We start from the raw sequence: 24,178 nt of genomic DNA, 5'->3' as shown, positions 1-24,178 counted from the left end.
GGACCGGACAGCGCCACCGCGACCAGGGTGCGCAGGGCCGGCGCGATCTGACCGAGCGGCAGCGTGGAGTCGTCCGCGAACAGCTCCAACAGCCAGCCGCCGGCCGGATTGGCACCACCCGCCGCGACCATCCCCCGGTAGCCGCCGACCACCAGGACCGCCTCCTCGGCCGGGTCGTTGCCCGGCGTGCCGGTGCGTAGCGCGAAGCTACCGCCGCGCACCGCGCGCCGGGTCAGCGGGTAGTGGCGCAGGTCGAAGACGGCGTCCGGGGCCTCGATCCGGGCCCGCTGGCCCTCCGCCCGGCGGGCCGCACCCGGTGACACCGCGTTCTCGCCGTAGGCGGACGGACCCTTGGTCATCCGGTAGACGGCGTGCTGCGTGGTGCGCATCAGCTGCGAGCCGGGCGGCACGTAGGAGACCCACCAGGCCACCGCGTCCAGCAGCCGGGCCGCGGTCTCCGCGACGGTGGTCAGCCGGCCCAGGGTGTCGGCGGGGTGGCTGAGCCGGAGGGTGCCCTCCTGCTGGTCCAGCGCGCCGAGCACGCCGGTCAGCAGTTGCCCCGGGTCGGCGCTGTGCGCGGCGCCGCGGATCCGCCGGCGGTCGCCGTGCGGGCCGCGACCGCCGCCCGGGCCGGGCCGGCCCCGGCCGTCCGCGCGGTGCCGTGGGTCGGCGGCGTCGGCGAGCAGCACGGTCGGATCGGGCTCCAGGCCCGGGCCGTGGCTGCGGCCGGCCACCACCGGGTGGGCCGACCGGGCCGCCTTGGCCCGGTACTGCGCCGCGTCGGCCAGCCGGAACAGCCGGGCGGGGGTGGAGACCGGGCCGATCGAGTCGCCGGTCGAGGCGATCCCGCAGGCCACCCCCTCCCCGTCGGCCAGCTGCAGCGCGCGGGCGCACAGCTCCTCGGCCACCGCGACCACCTGGTCGGCCTTCTGGCCCTCCGCCAGCAGGCAGAACTCGTCGCCACCGAGCCGCGCGGCCAGCGAGCCGGGCAGCCTGGCGCCGGCCATCGAGAGCTGGTTGGCGAACCGTTCCAGCAGCCGGTCGCCCATCTCGTGGCCGTGCTGGTCGTTGATTCGCTTGAGCCCGTTGACGTCGCAGACCACCAGGGTGACCACGGTGTTGTCGCGGTTGTGGGCGGCCAGCGCGGCCTCCAGCCGGGCGTCCACCGCGCGCCGGTTGGCCAGCCCGGTCAGCGGGTCGGTGTAGGCCAGCCGGCGCAGGTCGGCGAGCCGCTCGGTCTGCGCGAGCCCGGCCGAGATCTGCGCCGCCAGCAGGGTGGCGTACTGGGCGTCCGACTCGGTGAAGACCGGCAGCCCCTCGCCGCGGGCCAGGTAGAGCTCGCCCCAGGCCTGGCCGTGCAGCACGATCGGGGCGACCAGGCAGCAGGACCGCCCGCGCCGGCGCAGACCGGCGGCGCGCTGCTGACAGAACGCGCCCGCGCCCGGATGCGCGTGGACGGCGTGCGGCACCAGGTCATCGGCGGTCTGCACCCAGGCGCGCGGCAGCCGGCCGGTGCTCCAGTGCTCCTCCAGATAGGTGACGATCTCCGGGAAGTCGGCCACCGGGTAGGACTCGTCCTCCGGGATCTCCTCCTCCCCGGCGGCCAGCTCCCCGTGGTTGACCAGGACCCGCAGCCGGCCGGACTCCCGGTCCCAGACCGAGATCGCCGCCATGGTGGCCTCCAGCGCCTCGGTGGCCCGGCCGGCGGCGGACCGGACCGCCTCCAGGGCGCTCTGCGCGCCGGCCATGTCCTGGGCCAGCTCGACCACGGCCTGCAACCGGTGGTCCAGGCCGACGGCCGTCACCTGGTCCGGCCCGGCGGCACTGCCCTCACCCGGGGCCGCCGGGCCCGGGGCCGGTTCTGGGTGTCCGAGTTCCGCCATCACCTGCGCACCGCCCACGCTCGCCCCTACCGTCCTGCCGCAGCACCGTTCCGGCAACGGTCACCGTTCCGGCCCAGGCACCAGCGTAGGGGTGTTTGCTGAGGATATGCCCGGTTTATGGAGAACGGTGGGGCTTGGGCCGACCGGGTGAGCGGCGGGCGGCGATCCGGCGCTCAGCCGCGCGCCGGCCGCCGTCAGCCGTGCGGCCCCCTGGTCCGGCGGGCCAGCAGCCACGGCTCGACCAGCCCGAGCCCGCGCACCGGCCGGCGCCACATCGGGTGCAACTGGAAGCGCGGCCCGCCGGCCGCCTCGACCTCCCCGGCCCGCTGCCCCAGCGTGCCGAGCGGCGTGCCGGAGGCCGCCGCGAGCGCCTCGGCCAGCTGGGCCTGGGCCGTCCCGGAGCCGTCCGCGCCACCCCGGGAGGCCGCCCCGGCCTGCTCCAGCGCGGCGGCGAACTCACCGTCGATCAGCACCGCGTCCTTCTGCGCGATCGAGGTCAGCCGGCTGGCCAGGTTGACCGTGGTACCGAAGACGTCGCCCATCCGCGAGGTGACCGTGCCGAAGGCCATGCCGACCCGCAGGGCGGGGATGCTCTCCTCCTCGGTCAGCGTCTCGACCAGGCTGAGCGCGATCTCGGCTGCGGTCACCGGGTCCTCCGAGACGTAGAGGATCTCGTCGCCCAGGGTCTTGATCAGCCGGCCGCCCTGACCGGCGATCAGGTCGGCGCAGGTGGACTCGAAGGTCTCCACCAGCGAGCCCAGCTCCTCCTCCTCCAGCCGCCGGGAGAGCCGGGTGAAGCCGACCAGGTCCGCGAAGCCGACCGCCAGCCGACCACTGGTGATCTCGACGTCGTCGGCGGCCTGCACCACCCGGCCGGTGACCGCGGCCAGCTGCCGGCGCCAGACGTAGACCAGGAACTGCTCCAGCTCCGGCAGCAGCAGCTCGACCAGCGGGTACGCGACCTCGGCCCGGGTCATCCCCGGCTCGACCGGCTGGGTCAGGTTCTCCAGGAAGGTGTCCATCTGCCAGCCGGCCAGCCGAGCGGTGGTCTGCCCGGTCGACCGGGCCACCTGGATCGCCATCGACTCGCTGATCAGCCCGGACTCCACCAGGCCGGCCAGCCGGCGCAGCGCGATCACGTCACCGTCGTTGAGCGCCCGGGACTGGCCGATGTCCGGGAAGCCCATCGCCCGCCAGAACCGGGTGGCCAACTCCATCGGCACCTCGGCCGTGCGGGCCGCCTGGTAGGGGGTGTAGCGGCGCGGCGCCCCCAGGATCAGCCGCTCCAGATCCAGCGCGACGGTGTGGTCCGCCTCCTCGGGGCCCCCGTTGCCGTTCTGGCCGTTGCCGTTCTGGCCGCTCTGACCGTTGTCACCGTTCGGGCCGTCGCCGTTCGGGCTGTCCTCCGGCTGGTGCCTGCCGTCCTCGTCTGCCACCGGTCCGTCCCCGTGCGGTCGTCGCACTTGCCTCGATGTCCTGCTTCCGCGGTGAGGCCGGGCACCGTCGGTCCGACAGTGGCGCGCCTCACACCGTTGCCAGGTGGAATGGTCGCACGGAATCGCCCGATCCGGGGCATCCGGACCCGAGCACCCCTGCTTCAGCCCTGCTTGGGCCGCGGCCTGACGTGCAACACGTCGCCCGCGCCGACCGGTTGGCGGGTGCCGTCCGGGGTGCGCACCACCAGCCGGCCGTCGCCGTCCACCGCCACCGCCTCGCCGCGCAGTTCGCGCTCGCCGGGCAGCTGGACCAGCACCTCGCGGCCGAGCGTGCTGCACCGGGCGGCGTACGCCGGCAGCAGCCCGCTGGCGTGCGGGTCGCCCGCCGCGTCCTGCCACTCCCGGTACAGTTCGGCGAACTCGCGCAGCAGCGCGCGCAGCAGCGTGGTCCGGTCGGTGACCTCGGCGCCCGCCAGGGCCAGCGAGGTCGCGGTCGGCACCGGCAGCTCGTCGGCGCGCAGCGAGACGTTCAGGCCGAGGCCGGCCACCACCGCGTCACCGCTCAACTCGGTGAGGATGCCGCCCAGCTTGCGCTCCTCGCCGGCCACCTCGACCTGCAGGTCGTTCGGCCACTTCAGGCCGATCTCCACGCCGGCCACCCGAGCGATCGTGCTGGCGGCCGCCACCCCGACCAGGATCGGCAGCCAGCCCAGCCGCTCGCGCGGCACCCGCGGGCGCAGCAGCACGGAGAGGAAGAGGCCGGAACGGGCCGGGGCGGTCCACCGCCGGTCCAGCCGCCCGCGCCCGGCGGTCTGCCGCTCGGCGATCAGCACCGCGCCCTCGGCCTCGCCGGCCCTGGCCCGGGCGGTCAGGTCGGTGTTGGTGGAGCCGGTCTCGGTGACCACGTCCAGCGCCGTCCAGAGCGCGTCCGGGAGCAGCAGGTCGTGGCGGAGCGCGGCCGCGTCCAGCGGGGGACGGTCGAGGTCGGTCCAGGGGGACGGTCCGTCGTGGCCGAAACCACGAAGTCCGCTGCGGCGGGGGCGATCCGGCTCGGTCATGGCCCCTACCCTAGGGCTTGGCCACGGCGGGTAGCCGTAGGCCGACCCATCGTCCCGCAGAACGAGCGTTAACACACTGTGTCGCTGGCCATAACGACAACTGTCCGGCCGTGGCTACGCTACTGCGCGGTAGTCCCGGCACCGTCCTGCCCGGACTCCGTCGCCGCCCCTCTGTACCGCGACTCTTTCGAGTGAGGAACTCCACGGGATGTCCGAGGCCGCATCGCTCCCCACCACCAGTCCGGCCGATCCGGCCCTGGACCCGCACACCACCGCCGGCAAGCTCGCCGACCTGCGCCGCCGGCTGGACCAGGCGGTGCACTCCGGCTCCGCCGCCGCGGTCGAGAAGCAGCACGCCAAGGGCAAGCTGACGGCCCGTGAGCGGGTTCGGGAGCTGCTGGACGCGGGCTCCTTCGTGGAGTTCGACGAGTTCGCCCGGCACCGTTCGACCAACTTCGGCCAGGAGAAGAACCGGCCGTACGGCGACGGAGTGGTGACCGGCTACGGCACCGTGGACGGCCGTCAGGTCGCGGTCTTCGCCCAGGACTTCACGGTCTTCGGTGGCTCGCTCGGCGAGGTCTTCGGCGAGAAGATCGTCAAGGTGATGGACTTCGCGCTGAAGACCGGCTGCCCGGTGGTCGGGATCAACGACTCCGGCGGCGCCCGGATCCAGGAGGGCGTGGTCTCGCTCGGCCTGTACGGCGAGATCTTCCGCCGCAACGTGCACGCCTCGGGTGTGATCCCGCAGATCTCGCTGATCATGGGCCCCTGCGCGGGCGGCGCGGTCTACTCCCCGGCGATCACCGACTTCGTGGTGATGGCCGATCAGACCTCGCACATGTTCATCACCGGCCCGGACGTGATCAAGACGGTGACCGGCGAGGACGTCGGCATGGAGGAGCTGGGCGGCGCGCGGGCGCACAACACCAAGTCCGGCAACGCGCACTACCTGGCCGCCGACGAGAAGGAGGCCGTCGAGTACGTCAAGAACCTGCTCTCGTACCTGCCGTCGAACAACCTGACGGACCCGCCGGCCTACCCCGAGGAGGCCGACCTCACGGTCACCGAGCAGGACCTCGAACTCGACACGCTCATCCCGGACTCGGCCAACCAGCCGTACGACATGCACAAGGTCATCGAGCACGTGCTCGACGACGGTGAGTTCCTGGAGACCCAGCCGCTCTACGCCGGCAACATCATCACCGGCTTCGGCCGGGTCGAGGGGCACCCGGTCGGCATCGTCGGGAACCAGCCGATGGACCTGGCCGGCTGCCTGGACATCGCGGCCAGCGAGAAGGCCGCCCGCTTCGTGCGGACCTGCGACAGCTTCAACATCCCGGTGCTCACCTTCGTGGACGTGCCCGGCTTCCTACCCGGCACCGGCCAGGAGTGGGACGGCATCATCCGCCGCGGCGCCAAGCTGATCTACGCCTACGCCGAGGCCACCGTGCCGCTGATCACCGTGATCACCCGCAAGGCCTTCGGCGGCGCCTACGACGTGATGGGCTCCAAGCACCTGGGCGCCGACCTCAACCTGGCCTGGCCCACCGCGCAGATCGCCGTGATGGGCGCGCAGGGCGCGGTCAACATCGTCTACCGGCGCGAGCTGGCCGAGGCGGCGGCGGTGGACAACGCCGACGCCCGGCGGGCCGAGCTGCTCGCCGAGTACGAGGACACCCTGCTCAACCCGTACCTGGCGGCCGAGCGCGGCTACGTCGACGCGGTGATCGCGCCGTCCGACACCCGGCGGCAGATCGTCCGCGGCCTGCGGGCGCTGCGCGGCAAGCGCGAGGTGCTGCCGCCCCGGAAGCACGGGAACATTCCCCTGTAGACACCGGCTCGCCGAAGAGACCGGCCCGCCGACGAGACGGACGGAAGAGGACTCCCTGATGCCCCCCATCCAGGTGCTGCACGGGCAGCCGACCCCCGAGGAGCTGGCCACCGTCCTGGCGGTGGTCTCAGCCCGGGCCGCCGCCGCACAGGTCGCCGCCGAGGCGGCCCGTGGCGCGGCGGGCGGCCCGGCCTCCCCGTGGCGCGACTACGGCCGCCGCCTGCGCCCCACCCCCCGACCCGGCCCGAACGCCTGGCGCACCTCGGGCTGGGCGGGTTAGGACCCGGTAGGGGTGGCGGGGGCGGTAGGGGCAGGCCCTAGGCTGAGGGCCATGACCGACCGCCGCACGCTCGTCCTCGCCTCCGCCTCCCCCGCCCGGCTCGGCCTGCTCCGTCAGGCGGGGCTCGACCCGCGGGCGATCGTCAGTGGCGTGGACGAGGACGCCCTGACCGCCGCCACCCCCGCCGAGCTGGCCCTGGTGCTCGCCGAGGCCAAGGCGACCGCGGTGGCGGCGGAGCTGGCGGACGCCGAGCTGGTGATCGGCTGCGACTCGGTGCTGGAGCTGGACGGCCGCGCGCTCGGCAAGCCGGCCGACGCCGCCGAGGCGCTGGAGCGCTGGCGGTCGATGCGCGGACGGTCCGGCGTGCTGCGCACCGGGCACTGCGTGATCGACACCGCGAACGGGCGGCGGGCCTCGGCCACCGCCTCGACCACGGTTCACTTCGGCACCCCGGACGACGCGGAGGTGGCCAGCTACGTCGCCTCCGGCGAGCCGCTCCAGGTGGCCGGGGCGTTCACCCTGGACGGCCGCTCGGCGCCGTTCATCGACGGGATCGAGGGCGACCACGGGAACGTGATCGGCCTCTCGCTGCCGCTGCTGCGCCGGCTGCTGGGCGAGCTGGACGTCCGGATCACCGACCTCTGGGCGTGAGACCCCGGACCTGCGGTCTCACGGCTCGGAACCGCCCGGGCGGTGGCGGTCGATCACGGCTTCAGCGGAAGTCCAGCAAGATCGAAGCGCGCCGCGTACGGTTTCCCCCTGCGGTCCCCCGCGGTCCCCACCGCGGACCTGCCGCAAGCCAGGTCACCCTCCGTGTGGGCAAGCTCACCACCTGGGGCTACTCGCCGGTACTACCACGTCATCCCTAGACTCAACGAGGTTCAAGAAGGGAGCCACAGTGCGCAAGGTGCTCATCGCCAACCGCGGAGAAATCGCCGTCCGCGTCGCCAGGGCCTGCTCGGACGCCGGAATCGCCAGCGTCGCCGTCTACGCCGAGCCCGACCGGGACGCGCTGCACGTCCGCGCCGCCGACGAGGCCTACGCGCTCGGCGGCGACACCCCCGCGACCAGCTACCTGGACATCGCCAAGGTGCTGAAGGCCGCCGCCGACTCCGGCGCCGACGCGGTCCACCCCGGCTACGGCTTCCTCTCCGAGAACGCCGACTTCGCCCAGGCCGTCCTGGACGCCGGCCTGATCTGGATCGGCCCGCCCCCGCAGGCCATCCGCGACCTCGGCGACAAGGTCACCGCCCGTCACGTCGCCCAGCGCGCCGGCGCGCCGCTGGTCGCCGGCACCCCCGACCCGGTCACCGGGCCGGACGAGGTCGTCGCCTTCGCCACCGAGCACGGCCTGCCGGTCGCGATCAAGGCGGCCTTCGGCGGCGGCGGTCGCGGCCTCAAGGTCGCCCGCACCCTGGAGGAGATCCCCGAGCTCTACGAGTCGGCGGTCCGCGAGGCGGTCGCCGCCTTCGGTCGCGGCGAGTGCTTCGTCGAGCGCTACCTCGACAACCCGCGTCACGTCGAGACCCAGTGCCTGGCCGACCAGCACGGCAACGTCGTGGTGGTCTCCACCCGCGACTGCTCCCTCCAGCGCCGCCACCAGAAGCTCGTCGAGGAGGCCCCCGCACCGTTCCTGACGGAGGAGCAGAACGCCGAGCTGTACCGGGCGTCCAAGGCGATCCTGCGCGAGGCCGGCTACGTCGGCGCCGGGACCTGCGAGTTCCTGGTCGCCCTCGACGGCACGATCTCCTTCCTGGAGGTCAACACCCGCCTGCAGGTCGAGCACCCGGTCACCGAGGAGGTCACCGGCCTGGACCTGGTCCGCGAGATGTTCCGGATCGCCGACGGCGAGGAGCTCGGCTACGACGACCCGGCGATCCGCGCCCACTCCTTCGAGTTCCGGATCAACGGCGAGGACCCGGGCCGCAACTTCCTGCCCGCCCCCGGCACGGTGACGCTGTTCGCCCCGCCGTCCGGCCCGGGCGTGCGGCTGGACTCCGGTGTGGAGACCGGCTCGGTGATCGGCCCCGCCTGGGACTCGCTGCTCGCCAAGCTGATCGTCACCGGCCGTGACCGCAAGCAGGCCCTGGAGCGGGCCCGCCGCGCGCTGGCCGAGTTCAAGGTCGAGGGCATGGCCACCGCCATCCCCTTCCACCAGGCCGTGGTGAGCGACCCCGCCTTCGCGCCGGAGGTCCACGGGTCCGACGGCCCGTTCAGCGTCTACACCCGCTGGATCGAGACCGACTTCGACAACACCATCCCGCCGTTCAGCGGTGGCGCGGTCGAGGGCGAGGAGCCCGACGGCCGGGAGACCGTGGTCGTCGAGGTCGGCGGCAAGCGGATCGAGGTCTCGCTGCCGTCCTCGCTCGGTGTCTCGGCGGCGCCCGCGGCCGGTGCGGCGACGGGCAAGGCCAAGCGCCGGGTCGGTGCCAAGAAGGCCGGCTCCGCGGTCAGCGGTGACACCCTCGCCTCGCCGATGCAGGGCACCATCGTCAAGGTCGCCGTCGAGGAGGGTCAGACGGTCGCCGAGGGCGACCTGATCATCGTCCTGGAGGCCATGAAGATGGAGCAGCCGCTCAACGCGCACAAGGCCGGCACCATCACCGGCCTCACCGCCGAGGTCGGCGCCAGCGTCAGCAGTGGCGCGGCACTCTGCGAGATCAAGGACTGATCGAGCAGCACGCTCACTCGGTGGCCCGCTGGTTCCCGGACTTTCCCGGGCCGGCGGGCCACGTCCGTTTCAGCGCGCCCCGGCCAGCCGGGTCGGCAGGTGGCCGGGCGGCGGACCGCCGTGCGCGCCGGGTCGGCGCTGGCCGGGCAGCGGGGCGGCGGGCGCCGGCCCGGTGGCGCGGCGCGGGACGGCCGGACCGGGCGGATGCGGGGCCAGGCCGCCGTGCCCCGGCGGCTCGGCGGTCAGCCCCAGCGGGGCGACCGAGATCTGCACCCCGCAGTCGGCGAGCGCGTCCAACTCGCGGGCGGTCGGGTCCTGACCGGCCGCGTGCTCGTCGGTGACCAGGCGGGTGATCGCCTCCGTCGGCACGGTCTGGAACATGGTGTCCGCGCCGAGCTTGGTGTGGTCGGCGAGCACGATCACCTCCCCGGCCGCCTGGACCAGGGCCCGGTCCACGCTGGCGGAGAGCATGTTGGTGGTGGACAGGCCGCGTTCGGCGGTGAGCCCGCTGCCCGAGATGAAGGCCTTGGAGACCCGCAGCCCGTGCAGCGACTGCTCGGCACCGCTGCCGACCAGGGCGTAGTTGGAACCCCGCAGGGTACCGCCGGTCATCACCACCTCCACCCGGTTGGCGTGCGCGAGCGCCTGGGCGACCAGGAGGGAGTTGGTGACCACGGTGAGCCCTGGCACCCGGGCGAGCCGGCGGGCCAGCTCCTGGGTGGTGGTGCCCGCGCCGATGACGACCGCGTCGCCCTCCTCGACGAGCCCCGCCGCGAGATCGGCGATGGCGCTCTTCTCGGCGGCGGCGAGGTGGGTCTTCTGCGGGTAGCCGGGCTCCCGGCTGAAGCCTCCGGGGAGCACCGCGCCGCCGTGCCGGCGGTCGAGCAGCCCTTCGGCCTCCAGAGCCCGGACGTCTCGACGTACGGTCACTTCGGAGGTCTGGACGACGCGGGCCAGCTCGCGGAGCGACACGGCTCCGTTGGCGCGCACCATTTCGAGGATCAACTGGCGACGTTCTGCAGCAAACACAGAACCGACGGTAACCCCCCTGACCGTCCGCTTTCAGGCGTTTGCCGCTAGTAGCCGGATCTGCTCACACAACCGAGGCGTGCGACCGTACAATGTGCGCCGCCACGCGCGGGCGCGCCCCCGGCCGTCCGGAGGAACCGCCCGCGCGCGCGGGTGAAACGGTCAGGATTCGCTCTCGGCCCGCTTGCGAATGTGCAGCTGGCGGGCCGCTTCGGCGGTCGAACCGGACACCGACGGGTAGACGGTGAAGGCGCTCGCCACCTGCTCGACCGTCAAGTTGTTGTCCACCGCGAGCGAGATCGAGTGAATCAGCTCGCTGGCGCGCGGGGCGACCACGACGCCGCCCACCACGATGCCGGTGCCCGGGCGGCAGAAGAGCTTCACGAAGCCGTCCCGGATGCCCTGCATCTTGGCCCGCGGGTTGCCCCGGAGCGGCAGCTTGACCTCGACCGCGTCCATCTTTCCGCAGGAGACGTCCGCCGCGGTGTAACCGACGGTGGCGATCTCCGGGTCGGTGAAGACGTTGGAGGAGACGGTCTTCAGGTTGAGCGGCTGCACCGCGTCGCCGAGCGCGTGGTACATCGCGATCCGGCCCTGCATCGCGGCGACCGAGGCGAGCATGAAGACGCCGGTGCAGTCGCCGGCCGCGTAGACGCCGGGGGCGCTGGTGCGGGAGACCCGGTCGACCTGGACCTGGCCCCAGTCGTTGAGCTTGACCCCGGCCTCCTCCAGGCCCATGTCCGCGGTGTTGGGGATCGAACCGACCGCCATCAGGCAGTGCGTGCCGCTGATCACCGTGCCGTCGCCCAGAGTCACCTCGACCCGGTCGCCCACCCGCTTGGCGGACTCGGCCCGGGCGCGGCTCATCACGTTCATGCCGCGCCGGCGGAAGACGTCCTCCAGCACCTCGGCGGCGTCCGGGTCCTCGCCCGGCAGCACCCGGTCGCGGCTGGAGACCAGGGTGACCTTGGAGCCGAGGGCCTGGTAGGCGCCGGCGAACTCGGCGCCGGTGACGCCGGAGCCGACCACGATCAGCTCGCGCGGCAGCTCGTCCAGGTCGTAGACCTGGGTCCAGGTGAGGATCCGCTCGCCGTCCGGCCGGGCGTCCGGCAGCTCGCGCGGGTGCGCGCCGGTGGCGATCAGCACGGCGTCGGCGCGCAGCGAGCGGACGGTGCCGTCCGACTCCTCGACCAGCACCTCGCGCGAGCCGTCCACCGCCTGGCCGCCCGGGCCGAGCCGGCCCGTGCCGCGCAGGATGGTGACCCCGGACCGGGTGACCGACTGGGTGATGTCGTGCGACTGGGCGATCGCCAGCCGCTTCACCCGGCGGTTGACCTTGCCCAGGTCGACGCTGATCGCGCGTTCGGCGGCGCAGGCGAGAGTGATCCCGAGCTCCTGGTAGGAGCTGTCGAACCCGGTCATCACCTCGGCGGTGGCGATCAGCGTCTTGGACGGCACGCAGTCCGTCAGCACCGCCGATCCACCCAGACCGTCGCGGTCGACAACGGTCACCTCCGCGCCGAGCTGGGCCGCCACCAGGGCCGCCTCGTATCCGCCGGGTCCGCCACCGATGATCACGATCCGAGTCACATCGACCATTGTCCCGCACGCCGAGTTCGACGCGACCACGGGGCCTTTGATTTGTGCACTCCACCAGCCGTTTGTGAGCACCGTCACGGCGGCGCGCTGTGACCAGTGGCACACCCCGTCCCCGAGCGCCGGCCGCCGACTCCCGTAGGCTGACGCCCATGTCGCTCTACGCCGCGTACGCCACGAACCTCGATGCCCGGCAGATGAGCCGGCGCGCCCCGCACTCCCCACTGCGCGGTACCGGCTGGCTGGACGGCTGGCGGCTGACCTTCGGCGGCGAGCAGCTCGGCTGGGAGGGCTCGCTGGCCACCGTGGTGGAGGACGAGAAGGAGCAGGTCTTCGTCTCGCTCTACGACGTGGCACCGATGGACGAGGAGGGCCTGGACCGCTGGGAGGGCCTGCAGCTCGGCATCTACCGCAAGATCCGGTTGCGCGCGCACACACTGGACGGCGACATCCCGGTCTGGACCTACGTGCTGAACGACTACGAGGGCGGCCTGCCCGCCGCCCGGTACCTGGGCCTGATCGCGGACGCCGCGGAGAGCGCCGGCGCGCCCGACGACTACGTGCTGGACCTACGCCACCGGCCGTGCTGAAGCGTGTGCACGCACACGATGGCGCGAGCGCGTCGAAGCGTGTACACGCACAGGACCGTGTGAACGCATCGACGCGTGCACACGCACAGAGCGGCGCACTCGCACAGCCCCACCCGGACACGCCGGAGCGTGTACACGCACACAACCGCGTGAACGGCCCCTGACCACCCGCTGACCAGCCGGTTTCATCTCAGTCGCCGGATGGACAGACCAGGACAGAACCCCTGGTTCCGGGTGTTCCGGGTAACAATCCGGCAAGGCCTGGCCGTTATGTCTACGCGCGTAGGAATTTCTTGTCTATCCTCGCGGATGTGAACGCATCTCCTGAGACCGCCGTGTCCGCCGACCCCTATGCCGCCGCTCAGGCCGCCGCTGCCCGCCTGCGCGAGCTGACCGGTGCCGAGCGCCACGACGTCGCCCTGGTGATGGGCTCCGGCTGGGTGCCGGCGGCCGACGCCCTGGGCGAGACGCTGGCCGAATTCCCGGTCACCGATCTGCCGGGCTTCCCCGCCCCCGCCGTCGCCGGCCACGCCGGCAAGATCCGCTCGGTGCGGATCGGCGACAAGCTCGCGCTGATCTTCCTCGGCCGCAACCACTACTACGAGGGCCACGGCGTGGCCACCGTGGTGCACGGTGTGCGCACCGCCGCGGCCGCCGGCTGCCAGACCATCGTGCTGACCAACGGCTGCGGTGGCCTGCGCCAGGGCTGGGAGCCCGGTCAGCCGGTGCTGATCAGCGACCACATCAACCTGACCGCGGACTCCCCGATCGTCGGCGCCAACTTCGTCGACCTCACCGACCTCTACTCGAAGCGGCTGCGCGCGCTCTGCCGCGAGGTCGACCCGAGCCTGGACGAGGCCGTCTACGTCCAGTTCCGCGGCCCGCACTACGAGACCCCGGCCGAGGTCAACATGGCCCGGGTGCTCGGTGGCGAGCTGGTCGGCATGTCGACCACCCTGGAGGCGATCGCCGCCCGCGAGGCCGGCGCCGAGGTGCTGGGCATCTCCCTGGTGACCAACCTGGCCGCCGGTATCACCGGCGAGCCGCTCAACCACGAAGAGGTGCTGGAGGCCGGCAAGGCCTCCGCCGAGCGCATGGGCGCGCTGCTGGCGAAGGTCCTCGAGCGGATCTGACCCACGGGGCTTCCTGAAGCTCGGGGCTGCCCACAGTGCCGCGGCGCTGTGGGCAGCCCCGTTCTCGGTGTCCCCCACCGTTCTCCACCCCGACTCTCCACCCCGACCCTCAACCGGAGTAGGCAGCAGATGGCAAGCACCCCCGACTTCCTCACCCGGGCCCACCAGTGGCTGGCCGAGGACCCCGACCCGGAGACCCGCGAGGAGCTGGCCGCGCTGCTGGCCGCCGCCGAGGCCCCGGCGGGCGACGCGGCCCTGGCCGAGCTGGCCGAGCGGTTCGCCGACCGCCTCCAGTTCGGCACCGCGGGCCTGCGCGGTGAGCTCGGCGCCGGCCCGATGCGGATGAACCGCGCGGTGGTCATCCGCGCCGCCGCCGGCCTGGCCGGCTACCTGCGCGCGCAGAACGCCGGCGACCTGGTGGTGGTCGGCTACGACGCCCGGCACAAGTCGTACGACTTCGCCCGCGACACCGCCGCCGTGATGGTCGGCGCCGGCCTGCGCGCCGCGCTGCTGCCGCACCCGCTCCCCACCCCGGTGCTGGCCTTCGCCATCCGCCACCTGGGCGCCGCGGCCGGCGTGATGGTCACCGCCAGCCACAACCCGCCGCGGGACAACGGCTACAAGGTCTACCTGGGCGACGGCTCGCAGATCGTCCCGCCGGCCGACGCCGGGATCGCCGCCGAGATCGACGCGGTCGCCTCGCTGGCCGACGTCCCGCTGGCCGCCGAGGGCTGGCAGGTGCTCGGCCAGGACGTCATCGACGCCTACCTGGCCCGCGCCGTCACCGTGGTCGAGGAGGGCGGTCCGCGCGACCTCGACGTGGTCTACACCCCGCTGCACGGGGTCGGCCGGGACGTCCTGGTGGCCGCGTTCAAGCAGGCCGGCTTCGCCGCCCCGACCGTGGTCGCCGCGCAGGCCGAGCCGGACCCGGACTTCCCGACCGTGGCCTTCCCCAACCCGGAGGAGCCGGGCGCGATGGACCTGGCCTTCGCCACCGCGGCCGAGCACGGCCCGGACCTGGTGATCGCCAACGACCCGGACGCCGACCGCTGCGCGGTGGCCGTGCCGGACGCCACCGCCCCGGCCGGCTGGCGGATGCTGCGCGGTGACGAGGTGGGCGTGCTGTTGGGCGCCGCGCTGGTCGCCAAGCGGGCCGCCGGCACCTTCGCCACCACGATCGTCTCCTCCACCCTGCTCGGCCGGATCGCCGAGGCGGCCGGCCTGCCCTACGTCGAGACGCTGACCGGCTTCAAGTGGATCTCCCGCGCCGAGGGCCTGCGCTACGGCTACGAGGAGGCGCTCGGTTACTGCGTCGACCCGGCGGGCGTGCGCGACAAGGACGGCGTCACCGCCGCCCTGCTGGTCGCCGAGCTGGCGGCCGGGCTGAAGCGGGACGGCCGGAGCCTGACCGACCTGCTGGACGAGCTGGCGCTGGCCCACGGCCTGCACGCCACCGACCAGCTCTCGGCCCGGGTGCAGGACCTCTCGCTGATCTCCGCCGCGATGCGCCGGCTGCGCGAGCAGCCGCCGACCGAGCTGGCCGGCCTGACCGTGGACCGCGCGGACGACCTGGCGACCGGCTCGGCCGAGCTGCCGCCGACCGACGGTCTGCGCTACTACCTGAGCGGCCCGGCGGTGCGCGCGGCGCGGATCGTGGTCCGCCCGTCCGGCACCGAGCCGAAGATCAAGTGCTACCTGGAGGTCGTCCTCCCGGTCGCCTCGGCGGACGAGCTGCCCGGCGCCCGCGGGCGCGCCGCCGAGCTGCTGGCCGCGATCAAGCGCGACCTGGCGGTGGCCGCGGGGATCTGACCCCGGACGTCAGAGTGGCCCCGACCCCTGGAAACCGCCGGCAGGGTCGGGGCCACTCCTCGTTCCGTCGCCGGCTTCGTCAGCCGGCCAGCAGCGCGGCCAGCGCGACCGCGCCGGCCACCGTCGGGGCGATCACCCACCAGCACCAGGTCACCTCGATCTCGCCCTTGGCCTCCGGCAGCAGCGCGTTCTGCTCGGCGCTCTGCTGGAGCAGGCCGACCACCTGGTCGGACCAGGCCCGGGTGGGGTCCGGGGCGCCGGCCACCGCGTGCCGCGTGGCGGGCGGCTGCTGGTGGGCCCACTTGCCCGGCTCCGCGTTCTTCCGCACGGCGGCGGCCTTGGCGGCCTGCCGGTTGGCCTTGTTACGGGCGCGCAGGGAGACCGGGACGGCCCAGAGCTGGAAGGTCCGGCCCTCGGCGGTGAGCTCCGCCGAGTACCGCGCCCGCACGCTCTCCACCGAGGCCCACGGCACGGTGATGGTGCGCAGCGGGTTGCGGACCACGATCCGCCGCCTGCCGGCCCGCACCGACGGCCGCACGGTGAAGGCGGCCACCGGTCCGCCGCACAGCAGCGCGGCGGCCAGCGCGACCCAGGGGGTGCGGCCGGTGCCGTGGATCACCGCATCGATGACCAGCCACGCGCCGAGCGCGAGGAGCAGGGCACCGGTGCCGACGCCGGTGTTCGAGCGGAAGACGTGATCGGCGTACTTCGGCCCTTCGGCGGGGGCGGCCTTGCCGGGGTGGGGCGTGCCGTCGGATTCGGTCATGGGACCGATTCTGCCCCATCCACCACCGCTGACCAGGGGCCTCATCGGTCACACTTCGGCCGCAACCGCGACCGTCCGGACCGGCTCGGACCGTACCCGAACGACAGGGCCGGCCCGATCGAGGACGGCAAACACTTGCAGAAACTTTCGGCAACGGTTTCCGTCGGAACCTTGACGTCGCCGTGCCGGGGGCGGGAAGGTCTAGCCGCGCGACGATGCGACCCCCGGGCCCCAACCCCCGGGCCGTCCGTCGTGCGTCGGACGGCTCGACACCCGTGAGCCTCCGTCAGGAGCCGGCGACCGTACGGTCACGGCTCACGGCAGGCCGTGGCACCGGGCGGGACCCCGGGGCGGCGGCCACCGTACCGAACGGGGAAGAACCCACCCCGGGACGCAGCCGCGCCCCGCTTCCGCCACCGGTACCGGCCCGCCGAGCCCGTCGCACGGGACGCCGCAGCCCCACGGTTCCTGCGCGCGTCCGGGCGGTGCTCGGCCGTGGCCGGGCCCGCCCCCTGGGAGTCCGCCACGATGAGACCGTTCCGCAGCGCCCGGACCGGCACCCCCCGACGCCGCCCGGGCAGCCTCGCCGCCACCGCCGCCCTGCTCGCCGGCACCGTCCTGCCGCTCGGCCTGCCGGCCGCCACCGCCCACGCCGACGCGAGCGTCGGCACGCCCAACGGCGGCGACGTGATCGCCAACCTCTTCGAGTGGAACTGGCCCTCGGTCGCCAACGAGTGCACCACCGTGCTCGGCCCCAAGGGCTACGGCGCCGTCCAGGTCGCCCCGCCGGAGGACTCGGTCCGGCTCAGCCAGTCCACCCACCCGTGGTGGGAGGTGTACCAGCCGGTCGCGTACGACCTGGACAGCCGGATGGGCAACCGGGCCCAGTTCGCCGCCATGGTCACCGCCTGCCACCAGGCGGGCGTCAAGGTGATCGTCGACGCCGTGCTCAACCACACCGCCGGCACCAACCAGACCGGCACCGACTCGTACGGCGGCGCCACGTACAACGCGCAGACGTACTCGTACCCGACGGCCGGCTACACCTCCGCCGACTTCCACGCCTACCCGGCCAACTGCCCCAACTCCAACCTCGCCATCAACGACTGGAACAACGTCCAGCAGGTGCAGGAGTGCGACCTGGACCAGCTCTCCGACCTCATGACCGAGAGCGACCACGTCCGGACCATCGAGGCGAACTACCTCAACGACCTGATCTCGCTGGGCGTCGACGGCTTCCGGATGGACGCCGCCAAGCACATCGCGCAGGCCGACATGGCCGCCATCCTGTCGAAGGTCAACAACACCCTGTGGGGCGGCCGTCCGTACATCTCGCAGGAGGTGATCCCCGGCAGCAGCGGCCAACTGGCGCCCAGCGCCTTCGAGTCCAACGGCAGCGTGATCGAGTTCACCTTCGCCGACGACCTGAAGGCCCAGTTCACCGGCAACATCGCCAACCTGAAGACCTTCGGCCAGAGTTGGGGCCTGGAGCCGAGCAACCTGTCGACCACCATGGTGACCAACCACGACACCGAGCGGGACGGCTCGACGCTCAACTACAAGGACGGCTCGGCCTACAACCTGGCGAACATCTTCGAACTCGCCTGGGGCTACGGCACTCCGGAGGTCTACTCGGGCTTCGCCTTCACCAACTCCGACGACTCGCCGCCGGCCGACGCCAACGGCTACGTCACCGCGACCGACTGCTCCGACGGCTGGGTCTGCACCGACCGCGACCAGGGCATCTCCAACATGGTCGGCTGGCACAACGCCGCCCAGGGGCAGCCGGTGGCCAACTGGTACGACGACGGGTCCAACCTGATCGCCTTCAGCCGGGGCAACGCGGCCTGGGTCACCATCAACAACGAGACCGGCGCGCAGACCCGGACCTTCGCCACCGGCCTGCCGGCCGGCACCTACTGCGACGTCATCCACGGCAACTACAACGCGGCGGCCGGCAGCTGCACCGGCCCGACGGTCGTGGTGGACGCGAACGGCAACGCCACGGTGTCGGTGGCCGCCAAGGACGCCGTCGCGCTGTACGGGAAGGTCAGCACGGGCGCCGTGCCCGCGCCGGCCGGCCAGGTCGCGGAGACCTTCACGGTCAGCGGCACCCCGAACCCGGGCGGCTCGCTCTACCTCACCGGGTCGGACCCGGCGTTGGGCAACTGGGCTCCGTCGGCGGCGATCCCGATGACCGAGTCGGGGTCGACCTGGACGGCGACCGTCAACCTCCCGCAGGGCGAGGCGCTCCAGTACAAGTACCTCGGCGAGGACGCCAACGGGAACGTGAACTGGGAGAGCGGGAACAACCACTCGGCGACGACGGGGTCGGGGAGCACTGCCTCGCTGACCGACACCTTCAACGGCGCGACGCCCACGGTGGGCGCGGCGTTCAACGCCAACGTGACCACCTACTACGGGCAGAACGTGTACGTCAGCGGATCGATCCCGGCGCTGGGGAGCTGGAACACCGCCACGGCGGTACCGCTCTCGTCGACCGGGTACCCGGTGTGGAGCACCGCGGTGACGCTGCCGGCCGGCACCTCCTTCCAGTACAAGTACTTCAAGAAGGACCCGAACGGCACCATCGAGTGGGAGAACGGCTCCAACCGCTCGGCCACGACGGGGACTTCCGGTCCCCTGACGCTCAACGACTCCTGGCAGTCGTAGGCCTTCCCCGCACGTCGGCGGACCGGGTCACCACGCGGTCCGCCGACGCGGCGTTGCCGCCCCGAGCGCGAGCGCGAGCAACGCCGAAGCCGTGACCACCGCCAGGTCGGCCACGGTGGCGCCACGTCCGCCTTCTCCCCCCTGTGCCCGCACCGCCGCCGCCGACCACTCCCGCGGTCGTCAACCTCCGGCCCGGTCGGCCCTGCGGCCCCCCGGTCGCGCACGCAGCCCACGGCTCACGATCACCATGAAGCCCAGCCCGCCGACGGCGACGACCAGGTACCCACCGTGCCGCCAGCCCGCCCCCAGCCCGACGACCGCCGCCAGGCCCGCGACGGCGAGCCAGCCGACCACCATGGCCGCCAGGCCGGCACAGAACCCCACGAAGGCTTCGAGTTCCCGGTCACTCCGTGACATGTCTCTTCCCCCAAGCAAGTCCGACGGTTGCCCAGCCCTTCGCAGTTACCCCACCGCGCGCCGACCAGTCCCCCACCGGTGCGGCTGTCCGTCGGAAACGGCGTGCTCGTCCAGGCGACCACCACCCCTCACCCCCGGCCACTACGGCTCGACGAAGGGGCCCTCGGTGACGAAGCGGTGCAACTGGCGGGCGAACGAGCGGGCTTCGGCCGGGGGCCAGGCGCTCAGCGAGGCGTCGATGTGGGCGGCCAGGCGCCGTCTGGTCACGTCCACCACCCGCTCGCCCTCGCCGGTGAGGATCAGCAGGGACGCCCGGCGGTCGGCCGGGTCGGGTTCGCGGCGCACCAGGCCGGCCTCCTCCAGGCGGGAGGCGCGCCGGGTCACGCCCGAACGGTCCAGCCCCACCTCCGACGCCAGCTCGGCCGCGCTGCACGGCCCGTTCCGGGCCAGCCCGCTGAGCACCGGGTAGGTCAACTCGTCCACGCCGTCGCCGAGCCCCTCGGTCAGGCCCTGGTAGAGGCGTGCCCGGGTGCTGCGCTTGAGCAGGAATCCCAGCGCATCGGCGATCTCATGTCCCGCTTCGGTCTCCATGGCTCCAGGCTAGCGTGCGCAGCGCACGCGTTTGGGGTACAGTCAAGATGCGTGCGCAACGCACGCATCTTCCAAAAGCGCCCCCGGGAGGGACCACCATGAACCGCACCGACATCCGCAGCGCGCTCACCGACCTGCTCTTCACGCCCGGGCTGGACCTGGACGAGGCCGCCGACCGGCACTTCGCGCCCGACTACCGCCAGCGCACCGACGGCCGCTGGGACGACCGCGCGGAGTTCAGGACGCACATCGCCCACCTGCGCTCGGTGGTGGCACACGGCTCGATCGAGGTCCACGACGAGCTCACCCAGGGCGACCGGTACGCCGACCGGCACACCGTCAACGTCACCAAGACCGACGGCTCCGTCGTGCGCATGGAGGTCTACCTCTTCGGCGAGTACGCACCCGACGGCCGGTTCCGCCGGATCGAGGAGACCACCCTCATGCTCGAAGGCGCCGCGGCCGACCGGAACCTCGGCAGCGCCCGCTGACCGAGCGCGGCCGGCCGGACGACGAACGGGGCGGTGGGCCGCGGGATTCCGCGGTCCGCCACCCCGGGGGCGACCGCGGCGCCGGGCGAGGATCGAGGCGTCCGGGTGGATCACCGGGTCGCAGCCGTGGCGCACCGGCGGCACCTTCCACCGGCCGCCGGCCATGAGCCGACGGTGGGATCCCCGGGCCGCGGGTTGGCCCCGGCACCGGGGTCGGAGCCCGCCGCCGGGCCGCAGGGCCGAGGGCGGGAGCGACACCGCCGCCCGCCCGCCGCGAGGCACCGCTGGAACGTCGGCGCGAGCAGCACGAGGAGCTCCGGGGTCTCGGATCGGCATCGAAGCAGGGCCGCCCTAGCGGATGACTACGCGCGTAGATATGCTGCTCTGGTGACTATGTCCACTGTTGCAGCCAACGCCCCCGGCGCTGCGGGCGGCGGCCTGAGCGACGTCGCCGCCTCCGAGGCATCGCTCCGCCGATTCCTGCACGGCTTGCCCGGCGTCGACGCCGTCGGCCTGGAAGCCCGCGCCGCCTCCCTCGGTACCCGCTCGATCAAGACGTCCGCCAAGGCGTACGCGATCGACCTGGCCATCTCGATGATCGACCTGACCACGCTGGAGGGCGCGGACACGGTCGGCAAGGTGCGCGCCCTGTGCACCAAGGGGAAGCACCCCGACCCCAGCGACCCGAGCACCCCCCAGGTCGCCGCGATCTGCGTCTACCCCGACATGGTCGCCACCGCCAAGGCCGCGCTGGCCGGCACCGGCATCCAGGTCGCCTCGGTGGCCACCGCCTTCCCGGCCGGCCGGGCCGCACTGCCGGTCAAGCTGGCCGACACCGCCGACGCGGTGGCCGCCGGTGCCGACGAGATCGACATGGTGATCGACCGCGGCGCCTTCCTCTCCGGCCGCTACCTGGACGTCTTCCAGGAGATCACCGCCGTCAAGGAGGCCTGCAAGCGCCCCGACGGGAGCTCGGCCCACCTCAAGGTGATCTTCGAGACCGGCGAGCTGCAGACGTACGACAACGTCCGCCGCGCCTCCTGGCTGGCCATGCTGGCCGGCGCCGACTTCATCAAGACCTCGACCGGCAAGGTCACGGTCAACGCCACTCCCCCGGTGACCCTGCTGATGCTGGAGGCGGTCCGCGACTTCCGCGCGCAGACCGGCGTCCAGGTCGGCGTGAAGCCGGCCGGCGGCATCAAGACCACCAAGGACGCCATGAAGTACCTGGTGATGGTCAACGAGACCCTGGGCGACGACTGGCTGACCCCGCACTGGTTCCGCTTCGGCGCCTCCAGCCTGCTCAACGACCTGCTGATGCAGCGTCAGAAGCTGACCACCGGCCGGTACTCCGGTCCCGACTACGTGACGGTGGACTGACCCCCATGGCCAAGAACCCCAAGAAGACCGAGCGGAACGACGAGCGTCCGGCACAGCGGAGCGGCGGCCTCTTCGAGTACGCCCCCGCGCCCGAGTCCCCCGCGGCCGCCGGCGACATCGCCACCTCCTACGGCCACTTCATCGGCGGCGAGTTCGTCGACTCCAGCGGCAGCGAGGCGCTCAAGACGGTCAACCCGGCCACCGAGCAGGTGCTCGCCGAGTTCGCCCAGGGCACCGACGAGGACGTCGACCGCGCGGTCAAGGCCGCCCGGGCCGCCTTCGCCGGCTGGTCCGCGCTGCCCGGCAGCGAGCGCGCCAAGTACCTGTTCCGGATCGCCCGGATCGTCCAGGAGCGCTCCCGCGAGCTGGCCGTGCTGGAGTCGATCGACAACGGCAAGCCGATCAAGGAGACCCGCGACGTCGACCTCCCGCTGGTCGCCGCGCACTTCTTCTACTACGCCGGCTGGGCCGACAAGCTGGACTACGCCGGCTTCGGCCGCAACCCGCGCCCGCTGGGCGTGGCCGGCCAGGTCATCCCGTGGAACTTCCCGCTGCTGATGCTGGCCTGGAAGATCGCCCCGGCGCTGGCCACCGGCAACACGGTCGTGCTCAAGCCGGCCGAGACCACCCCGCTGACCGCGCTGCGCTTCGCCGAGATCTGCCGTCAGGCGGGCCTGCCCAAGGGCGTCGTCAACATCGTCACCGGTGACGGCCGGACCGGCGCCGCGCTGACCGCGCACCCGGACGTCAACAAGGTCGCGTTCACCGGCTCGACCAACGTCGGCCGTTCGATCGCCCGCCAGCTGGCCGGCAGCCGCAAGAAGCTGTCGCTGGAGCTGGGCGGCAAGGCGGCGAACATCGTCTTCGACGACGCGCCGATCGACCAGGCCGTCGAGGGCATCGTCAACGGCATCTTCTTCAACCAGGGCCACGTCTGCTGCGCGGGCTCCCGCCTGCTGGTGCAGGAGTCGATCCAGGACGAGCTGCTGGACGCGCTGAAGCGCCGGATGGCCACCCTGCGCCTCGGCGACCCGCTGGACAAGAACACCGACATCGGTGCCATCAACTCGGCCGCCCAGCTGGCCCGGATCACCGAGCTGGCCGCCACCGGCGAGGCCGAGGGCGCCGAGCGCTGGGCTCCCGAGTGCCAACTCCCCTCCGCCGGCTACTGGTTCGCGCCGACCATCTTCACCGGCGTGAGCCAGGCACACCGGATCGCCCGCGAGGAGGTGTTCGGCCCGGTGCTCTCCGTGCTGACCTTCCGCACCCCCACCGAGGCGGTGGAGAAGGCCAACAACACCCAGTACGGCCTCTCGGCCGGCATCTGGACGGAGAAGGGCTCGCGGATCCTCTGGATGGCGGACCGGCTGCGGGCCGGCGTCGTCTGGGCCAACACCTTCAACAAGTTCGACCCGACCTCGCCGTTCGGCGGCTACAAGGAGTCGGGCTACGGCCGCGAGGGTGGCCGGCACGGTCTGGAGGCCTACCTCGATGTCTGAGACTGCCATGCGACTTGATGCCCCTGCGCGCATCCAGGTCAGCAAGACCTACAAGCTGTTCGTCGGCGGGAAGTTCCCGCGCTCCGAGAGCGGGCGGGTGTACGAGGTGACCGACAGCAAGGGCCAGTGGCTGGCCAACGCCCCGCTCGGCACCCGCAAGGACACCCGCGACGCGGTCCAGGCCGCCCGTGCGGCGGTCAAGGGCTGGTCCGGCACCACCGCCTACAACCGCGGCCAGGTGCTCTACCGGGTGGCCGAGATGCTGCAGGGCCGGCGCGAGCAGTTCGCCGCCGAGGTGGCCGCCGCCGAGGGCATCGGCGGCAAGAAGGCCGCCGCGCTGGTGGACCAGGCGACCGACCGCTGGGTCTGGTACGCCGGCTGGACGGACAAGGTGGCGCAGATCGCCGGTGCCGCCAACCCGGTGGCCGGGCCGTTCTTCAACCTCTCGGTCCCCGAGCCGACCGGCGTGGTGGGCGTGGTGGCCCCGCAGACCGGCTACGGGCACTCCTTCCTCGGCCTGGTCTCGGTGATCGCCCCGGCGATCGCCGCCGGCAACACCGTGGTGGTCGCGGCCGCGGCCGACGCGCCGCTGCCCGCCCTCGCGCTGGGCGAGGTGCTGGCCACCTCGGACCTGCCGGGTGGCGTGGTCAACGTCATCTCCGGCCGCACCGCGGACCTGGCGCCGACGCTGGCCTCGCACCAGGACGTCAACGCGCTGGACCTGACGGGCGCGATCGCGGCCGACGGACCGGCCTCGGCGACCGCTCTGGAGGCCGCGGCGGCCGACACCCTCAAGCGGGTGCTGCGCCCGGCGCTCGACCCGGCGGCCCAGGACTGGACCGAACAGCCGGGCACCGAGCGGCTGCTCGCCTTCCTGGAGACCAAGACGGTCTGGCACCCGATGGGCCAGTAGCCCGTCACCGCCCCGGGGGGGGGGGGGGGGGGGGGGGGGGGGGTGTGACCGAGTGCTACACCCCGCGGGGTGTTCTTCCCCCCCCCAGAGGGGTAGGATCGGGGTTTGTTGGTGGGTTTCCCCTCCCCGTCC

Annotated in this window: 19 protein-coding genes and 1 pseudogene; 12 read left to right on the top strand and 8 right to left on the bottom strand. The window is 73.0% G+C overall.

The window, feature by feature from the left end; genetic code table 11:
- Positions 1-602 precede the first annotated feature (602 nt).
- From ACZ38L_RS03200 to ACZ38L_RS03190, 3 genes and pseudogenes are all read right to left on the bottom strand, one after another.
- Positions 603-1,748: pseudogene (locus tag ACZ38L_RS03200) on the bottom strand (GGDEF domain-containing protein); the annotation flags it as partial.
- A gap of 329 nt (positions 1,749-2,077) precedes the next feature.
- The gene (locus ACZ38L_RS03195) at positions 2,078-3,319 is read right to left on the bottom strand and encodes an adenylate/guanylate cyclase domain-containing protein (protein WP_465688687.1); all 1,242 of its coding nucleotides are present in this window, start codon (positions 3,317-3,319) and stop codon (positions 2,078-2,080) included.
- A gap of 161 nt (positions 3,320-3,480) precedes the next feature.
- Positions 3,481-4,377, bottom strand: coding sequence for a biotin--[acetyl-CoA-carboxylase] ligase (locus tag ACZ38L_RS03190; RefSeq protein ID WP_465688685.1), 897 nt, complete (start codon positions 4,375-4,377; stop codon positions 3,481-3,483).
- Positions 4,378-4,585: 208 nt separating this feature from the next.
- Here ACZ38L_RS03190 and ACZ38L_RS03185 point away from each other — a divergent pair, with 208 nt between their 5' ends.
- The 4 genes from ACZ38L_RS03185 to ACZ38L_RS03170 all read left to right on the top strand — a co-directional run bounded on the left by ACZ38L_RS03185 (position 4,586) and on the right by ACZ38L_RS03170 (position 9,159).
- The gene (locus tag ACZ38L_RS03185) at positions 4,586-6,208 is read left to right on the top strand and encodes an acyl-CoA carboxylase subunit beta (RefSeq protein ID WP_465688683.1); all 1,623 of its coding nucleotides are present in this window, start codon (positions 4,586-4,588) and stop codon (positions 6,206-6,208) included.
- Between the two features lie 58 nt (positions 6,209-6,266).
- On the top strand, positions 6,267-6,488 hold the full coding sequence (locus tag ACZ38L_RS03180) for an acyl-CoA carboxylase subunit epsilon (RefSeq protein ID WP_465688681.1): 222 nt from the start codon (positions 6,267-6,269) through the stop codon (positions 6,486-6,488).
- A 51-nt stretch (positions 6,489-6,539) separates the two neighbouring features.
- A complete protein-coding gene (locus tag ACZ38L_RS03175) occupies positions 6,540-7,139 on the top strand; it encodes a nucleoside triphosphate pyrophosphatase (protein ID WP_465688679.1) in 600 nt (199 codons plus the stop codon).
- 247 nt (positions 7,140-7,386) lie between these two features.
- The gene (locus ACZ38L_RS03170) at positions 7,387-9,159 is read left to right on the top strand and encodes an acetyl/propionyl/methylcrotonyl-CoA carboxylase subunit alpha (protein WP_465688677.1); all 1,773 of its coding nucleotides are present in this window, start codon (positions 7,387-7,389) and stop codon (positions 9,157-9,159) included.
- 69 nt (positions 9,160-9,228) lie between these two features.
- Here the strand turns inward: ACZ38L_RS03170 and ACZ38L_RS03165 are convergent, their stop codons facing one another.
- Positions 9,229-10,152, bottom strand: a complete 924-nt coding sequence (locus tag ACZ38L_RS03165; protein ID WP_465688777.1) for a DeoR/GlpR family DNA-binding transcription regulator — start codon at positions 10,150-10,152, stop codon at positions 9,229-9,231.
- A gap of 198 nt (positions 10,153-10,350) precedes the next feature.
- Positions 10,351-11,787, bottom strand: a complete 1,437-nt coding sequence (locus ACZ38L_RS03160) for an NAD(P)H-quinone dehydrogenase (protein WP_465688675.1) — start codon at positions 11,785-11,787, stop codon at positions 10,351-10,353.
- Between the two features lie 149 nt (positions 11,788-11,936).
- On the opposite strand from ACZ38L_RS03160, the gene ACZ38L_RS03155 reads away from it, so the two are divergent.
- From ACZ38L_RS03155 to ACZ38L_RS03145, 3 genes are all read left to right on the top strand, one after another.
- Positions 11,937-12,374 (top strand): gamma-glutamylcyclotransferase, encoded by a 438-nt coding sequence (locus tag ACZ38L_RS03155; RefSeq protein ID WP_396555235.1) that lies wholly within the window; start codon positions 11,937-11,939, stop codon positions 12,372-12,374.
- Between the two features lie 311 nt (positions 12,375-12,685).
- A complete protein-coding gene (locus ACZ38L_RS03150; RefSeq protein ID WP_465688673.1) occupies positions 12,686-13,507 on the top strand; it encodes a purine-nucleoside phosphorylase in 822 nt (273 codons plus the stop codon).
- 129 nt (positions 13,508-13,636) lie between these two features.
- Complete coding sequence (locus ACZ38L_RS03145; RefSeq protein WP_465688671.1) at positions 13,637-15,316, top strand: phospho-sugar mutase; 1,680 nt, start codon at positions 13,637-13,639, stop codon at positions 15,314-15,316.
- Between the two features lie 79 nt (positions 15,317-15,395).
- Here ACZ38L_RS03145 and ACZ38L_RS03140 read toward each other — a convergent pair whose 3' ends face one another.
- Positions 15,396-16,082: a PH domain-containing protein gene (locus ACZ38L_RS03140; protein ID WP_465688669.1), complete on the bottom strand. Its 687-nt coding sequence runs from the start codon at positions 16,080-16,082 to the stop codon at positions 15,396-15,398.
- 528 nt (positions 16,083-16,610) lie between these two features.
- On the opposite strand from ACZ38L_RS03140, the gene ACZ38L_RS03135 reads away from it, so the two are divergent.
- Entirely contained in the window at positions 16,611-18,755 is a 2,145-nt protein-coding gene (locus ACZ38L_RS03135; RefSeq protein WP_465688667.1) for a carbohydrate-binding module family 20 domain-containing protein, read from the top strand.
- Between the two features lie 180 nt (positions 18,756-18,935).
- On the opposite strand, the gene ACZ38L_RS03130 is transcribed toward ACZ38L_RS03135, so the two are convergent.
- Both ACZ38L_RS03130 and ACZ38L_RS03125 read right to left on the bottom strand, forming a co-directional pair.
- On the bottom strand, positions 18,936-19,172 hold the full coding sequence (locus tag ACZ38L_RS03130; protein WP_465688665.1) for a hypothetical protein: 237 nt from the start codon (positions 19,170-19,172) through the stop codon (positions 18,936-18,938).
- A 141-nt stretch (positions 19,173-19,313) separates the two neighbouring features.
- The gene (locus tag ACZ38L_RS03125; protein ID WP_465688663.1) at positions 19,314-19,763 is read right to left on the bottom strand and encodes a MarR family winged helix-turn-helix transcriptional regulator; all 450 of its coding nucleotides are present in this window, start codon (positions 19,761-19,763) and stop codon (positions 19,314-19,316) included.
- Positions 19,764-19,861: 98 nt separating this feature from the next.
- On the opposite strand from ACZ38L_RS03125, the gene ACZ38L_RS03120 reads away from it, so the two are divergent.
- The 4 genes from ACZ38L_RS03120 (at position 19,862) to ACZ38L_RS03105 (ending at position 24,046) form a co-directional block, all read left to right on the top strand.
- A complete protein-coding gene (locus tag ACZ38L_RS03120; protein ID WP_465688661.1) occupies positions 19,862-20,254 on the top strand; it encodes a nuclear transport factor 2 family protein in 393 nt (130 codons plus the stop codon).
- 393 nt (positions 20,255-20,647) lie between these two features.
- The gene (gene deoC, locus ACZ38L_RS03115) at positions 20,648-21,634 is read left to right on the top strand and encodes a deoxyribose-phosphate aldolase (RefSeq protein ID WP_465688659.1); all 987 of its coding nucleotides are present in this window, start codon (positions 20,648-20,650) and stop codon (positions 21,632-21,634) included.
- Between the two features lie 5 nt (positions 21,635-21,639).
- Entirely contained in the window at positions 21,640-23,133 is a 1,494-nt protein-coding gene (locus ACZ38L_RS03110) for an aldehyde dehydrogenase family protein (protein ID WP_465688658.1), read from the top strand.
- Positions 23,126-24,046, top strand: coding sequence for an aldehyde dehydrogenase family protein (locus ACZ38L_RS03105; RefSeq protein ID WP_465688656.1), 921 nt, complete (start codon positions 23,126-23,128; stop codon positions 24,044-24,046). Before ACZ38L_RS03110 ends, ACZ38L_RS03105 begins: the two co-directional genes overlap by 8 nt.
- Positions 24,047-24,178 lie beyond the last annotated feature (132 nt).

The organism is Kitasatospora sp. NPDC024654, assembly GCF_055559155.1.
Note: the sequence above shows the minus strand (reverse complement) of the source record. Positions and strands in the feature narration are given on the sequence as shown.

Bases quoted from the DNA above. Each gene is read 5' to 3' on its own strand.
- ACZ38L_RS03190 (WP_465688685.1), bottom strand. From the start codon at position 4,377: ATGACCGAGCCGGATCGCCCCCGCCGCAGCGGACTTCGTGGTTTCGGC.
- ACZ38L_RS03185 (WP_465688683.1), top strand. From the start codon at position 4,586: ATGTCCGAGGCCGCATCGCTCCCCACCACCAGTCCGGCCGATCCGGCC.
- ACZ38L_RS03180 (WP_465688681.1), top strand. From the start codon at position 6,267: ATGCCCCCCATCCAGGTGCTGCACGGGCAGCCGACCCCCGAGGAGCTG.
- ACZ38L_RS03175 (WP_465688679.1), top strand. From the start codon at position 6,540: ATGACCGACCGCCGCACGCTCGTCCTCGCCTCCGCCTCCCCCGCCCGG.
- ACZ38L_RS03165 (WP_465688777.1), bottom strand. From the start codon at position 10,152: ATGGTGCGCGCCAACGGAGCCGTGTCGCTCCGCGAGCTGGCCCGCGTC.
- ACZ38L_RS03160 (WP_465688675.1), bottom strand. From the start codon at position 11,787: ATGGTCGATGTGACTCGGATCGTGATCATCGGTGGCGGACCCGGCGGA.
- ACZ38L_RS03155 (WP_396555235.1), top strand. From the start codon at position 11,937: ATGTCGCTCTACGCCGCGTACGCCACGAACCTCGATGCCCGGCAGATG.
- ACZ38L_RS03145 (WP_465688671.1), top strand. From the start codon at position 13,637: ATGGCAAGCACCCCCGACTTCCTCACCCGGGCCCACCAGTGGCTGGCC.
- ACZ38L_RS03140 (WP_465688669.1), bottom strand. From the start codon at position 16,082: ATGACCGAATCCGACGGCACGCCCCACCCCGGCAAGGCCGCCCCCGCC.
- ACZ38L_RS03135 (WP_465688667.1), top strand. From the start codon at position 16,611: ATGAGACCGTTCCGCAGCGCCCGGACCGGCACCCCCCGACGCCGCCCG.
- ACZ38L_RS03130 (WP_465688665.1), bottom strand. From the start codon at position 19,172: ATGTCACGGAGTGACCGGGAACTCGAAGCCTTCGTGGGGTTCTGTGCC.
- ACZ38L_RS03125 (WP_465688663.1), bottom strand. From the start codon at position 19,763: ATGGAGACCGAAGCGGGACATGAGATCGCCGATGCGCTGGGATTCCTG.
- ACZ38L_RS03120 (WP_465688661.1), top strand. From the start codon at position 19,862: ATGAACCGCACCGACATCCGCAGCGCGCTCACCGACCTGCTCTTCACG.
- deoC (WP_465688659.1), top strand. From the start codon at position 20,648: ATGTCCACTGTTGCAGCCAACGCCCCCGGCGCTGCGGGCGGCGGCCTG.
- ACZ38L_RS03110 (WP_465688658.1), top strand. From the start codon at position 21,640: ATGGCCAAGAACCCCAAGAAGACCGAGCGGAACGACGAGCGTCCGGCA.
- ACZ38L_RS03105 (WP_465688656.1), top strand. From the start codon at position 23,126: ATGTCTGAGACTGCCATGCGACTTGATGCCCCTGCGCGCATCCAGGTC.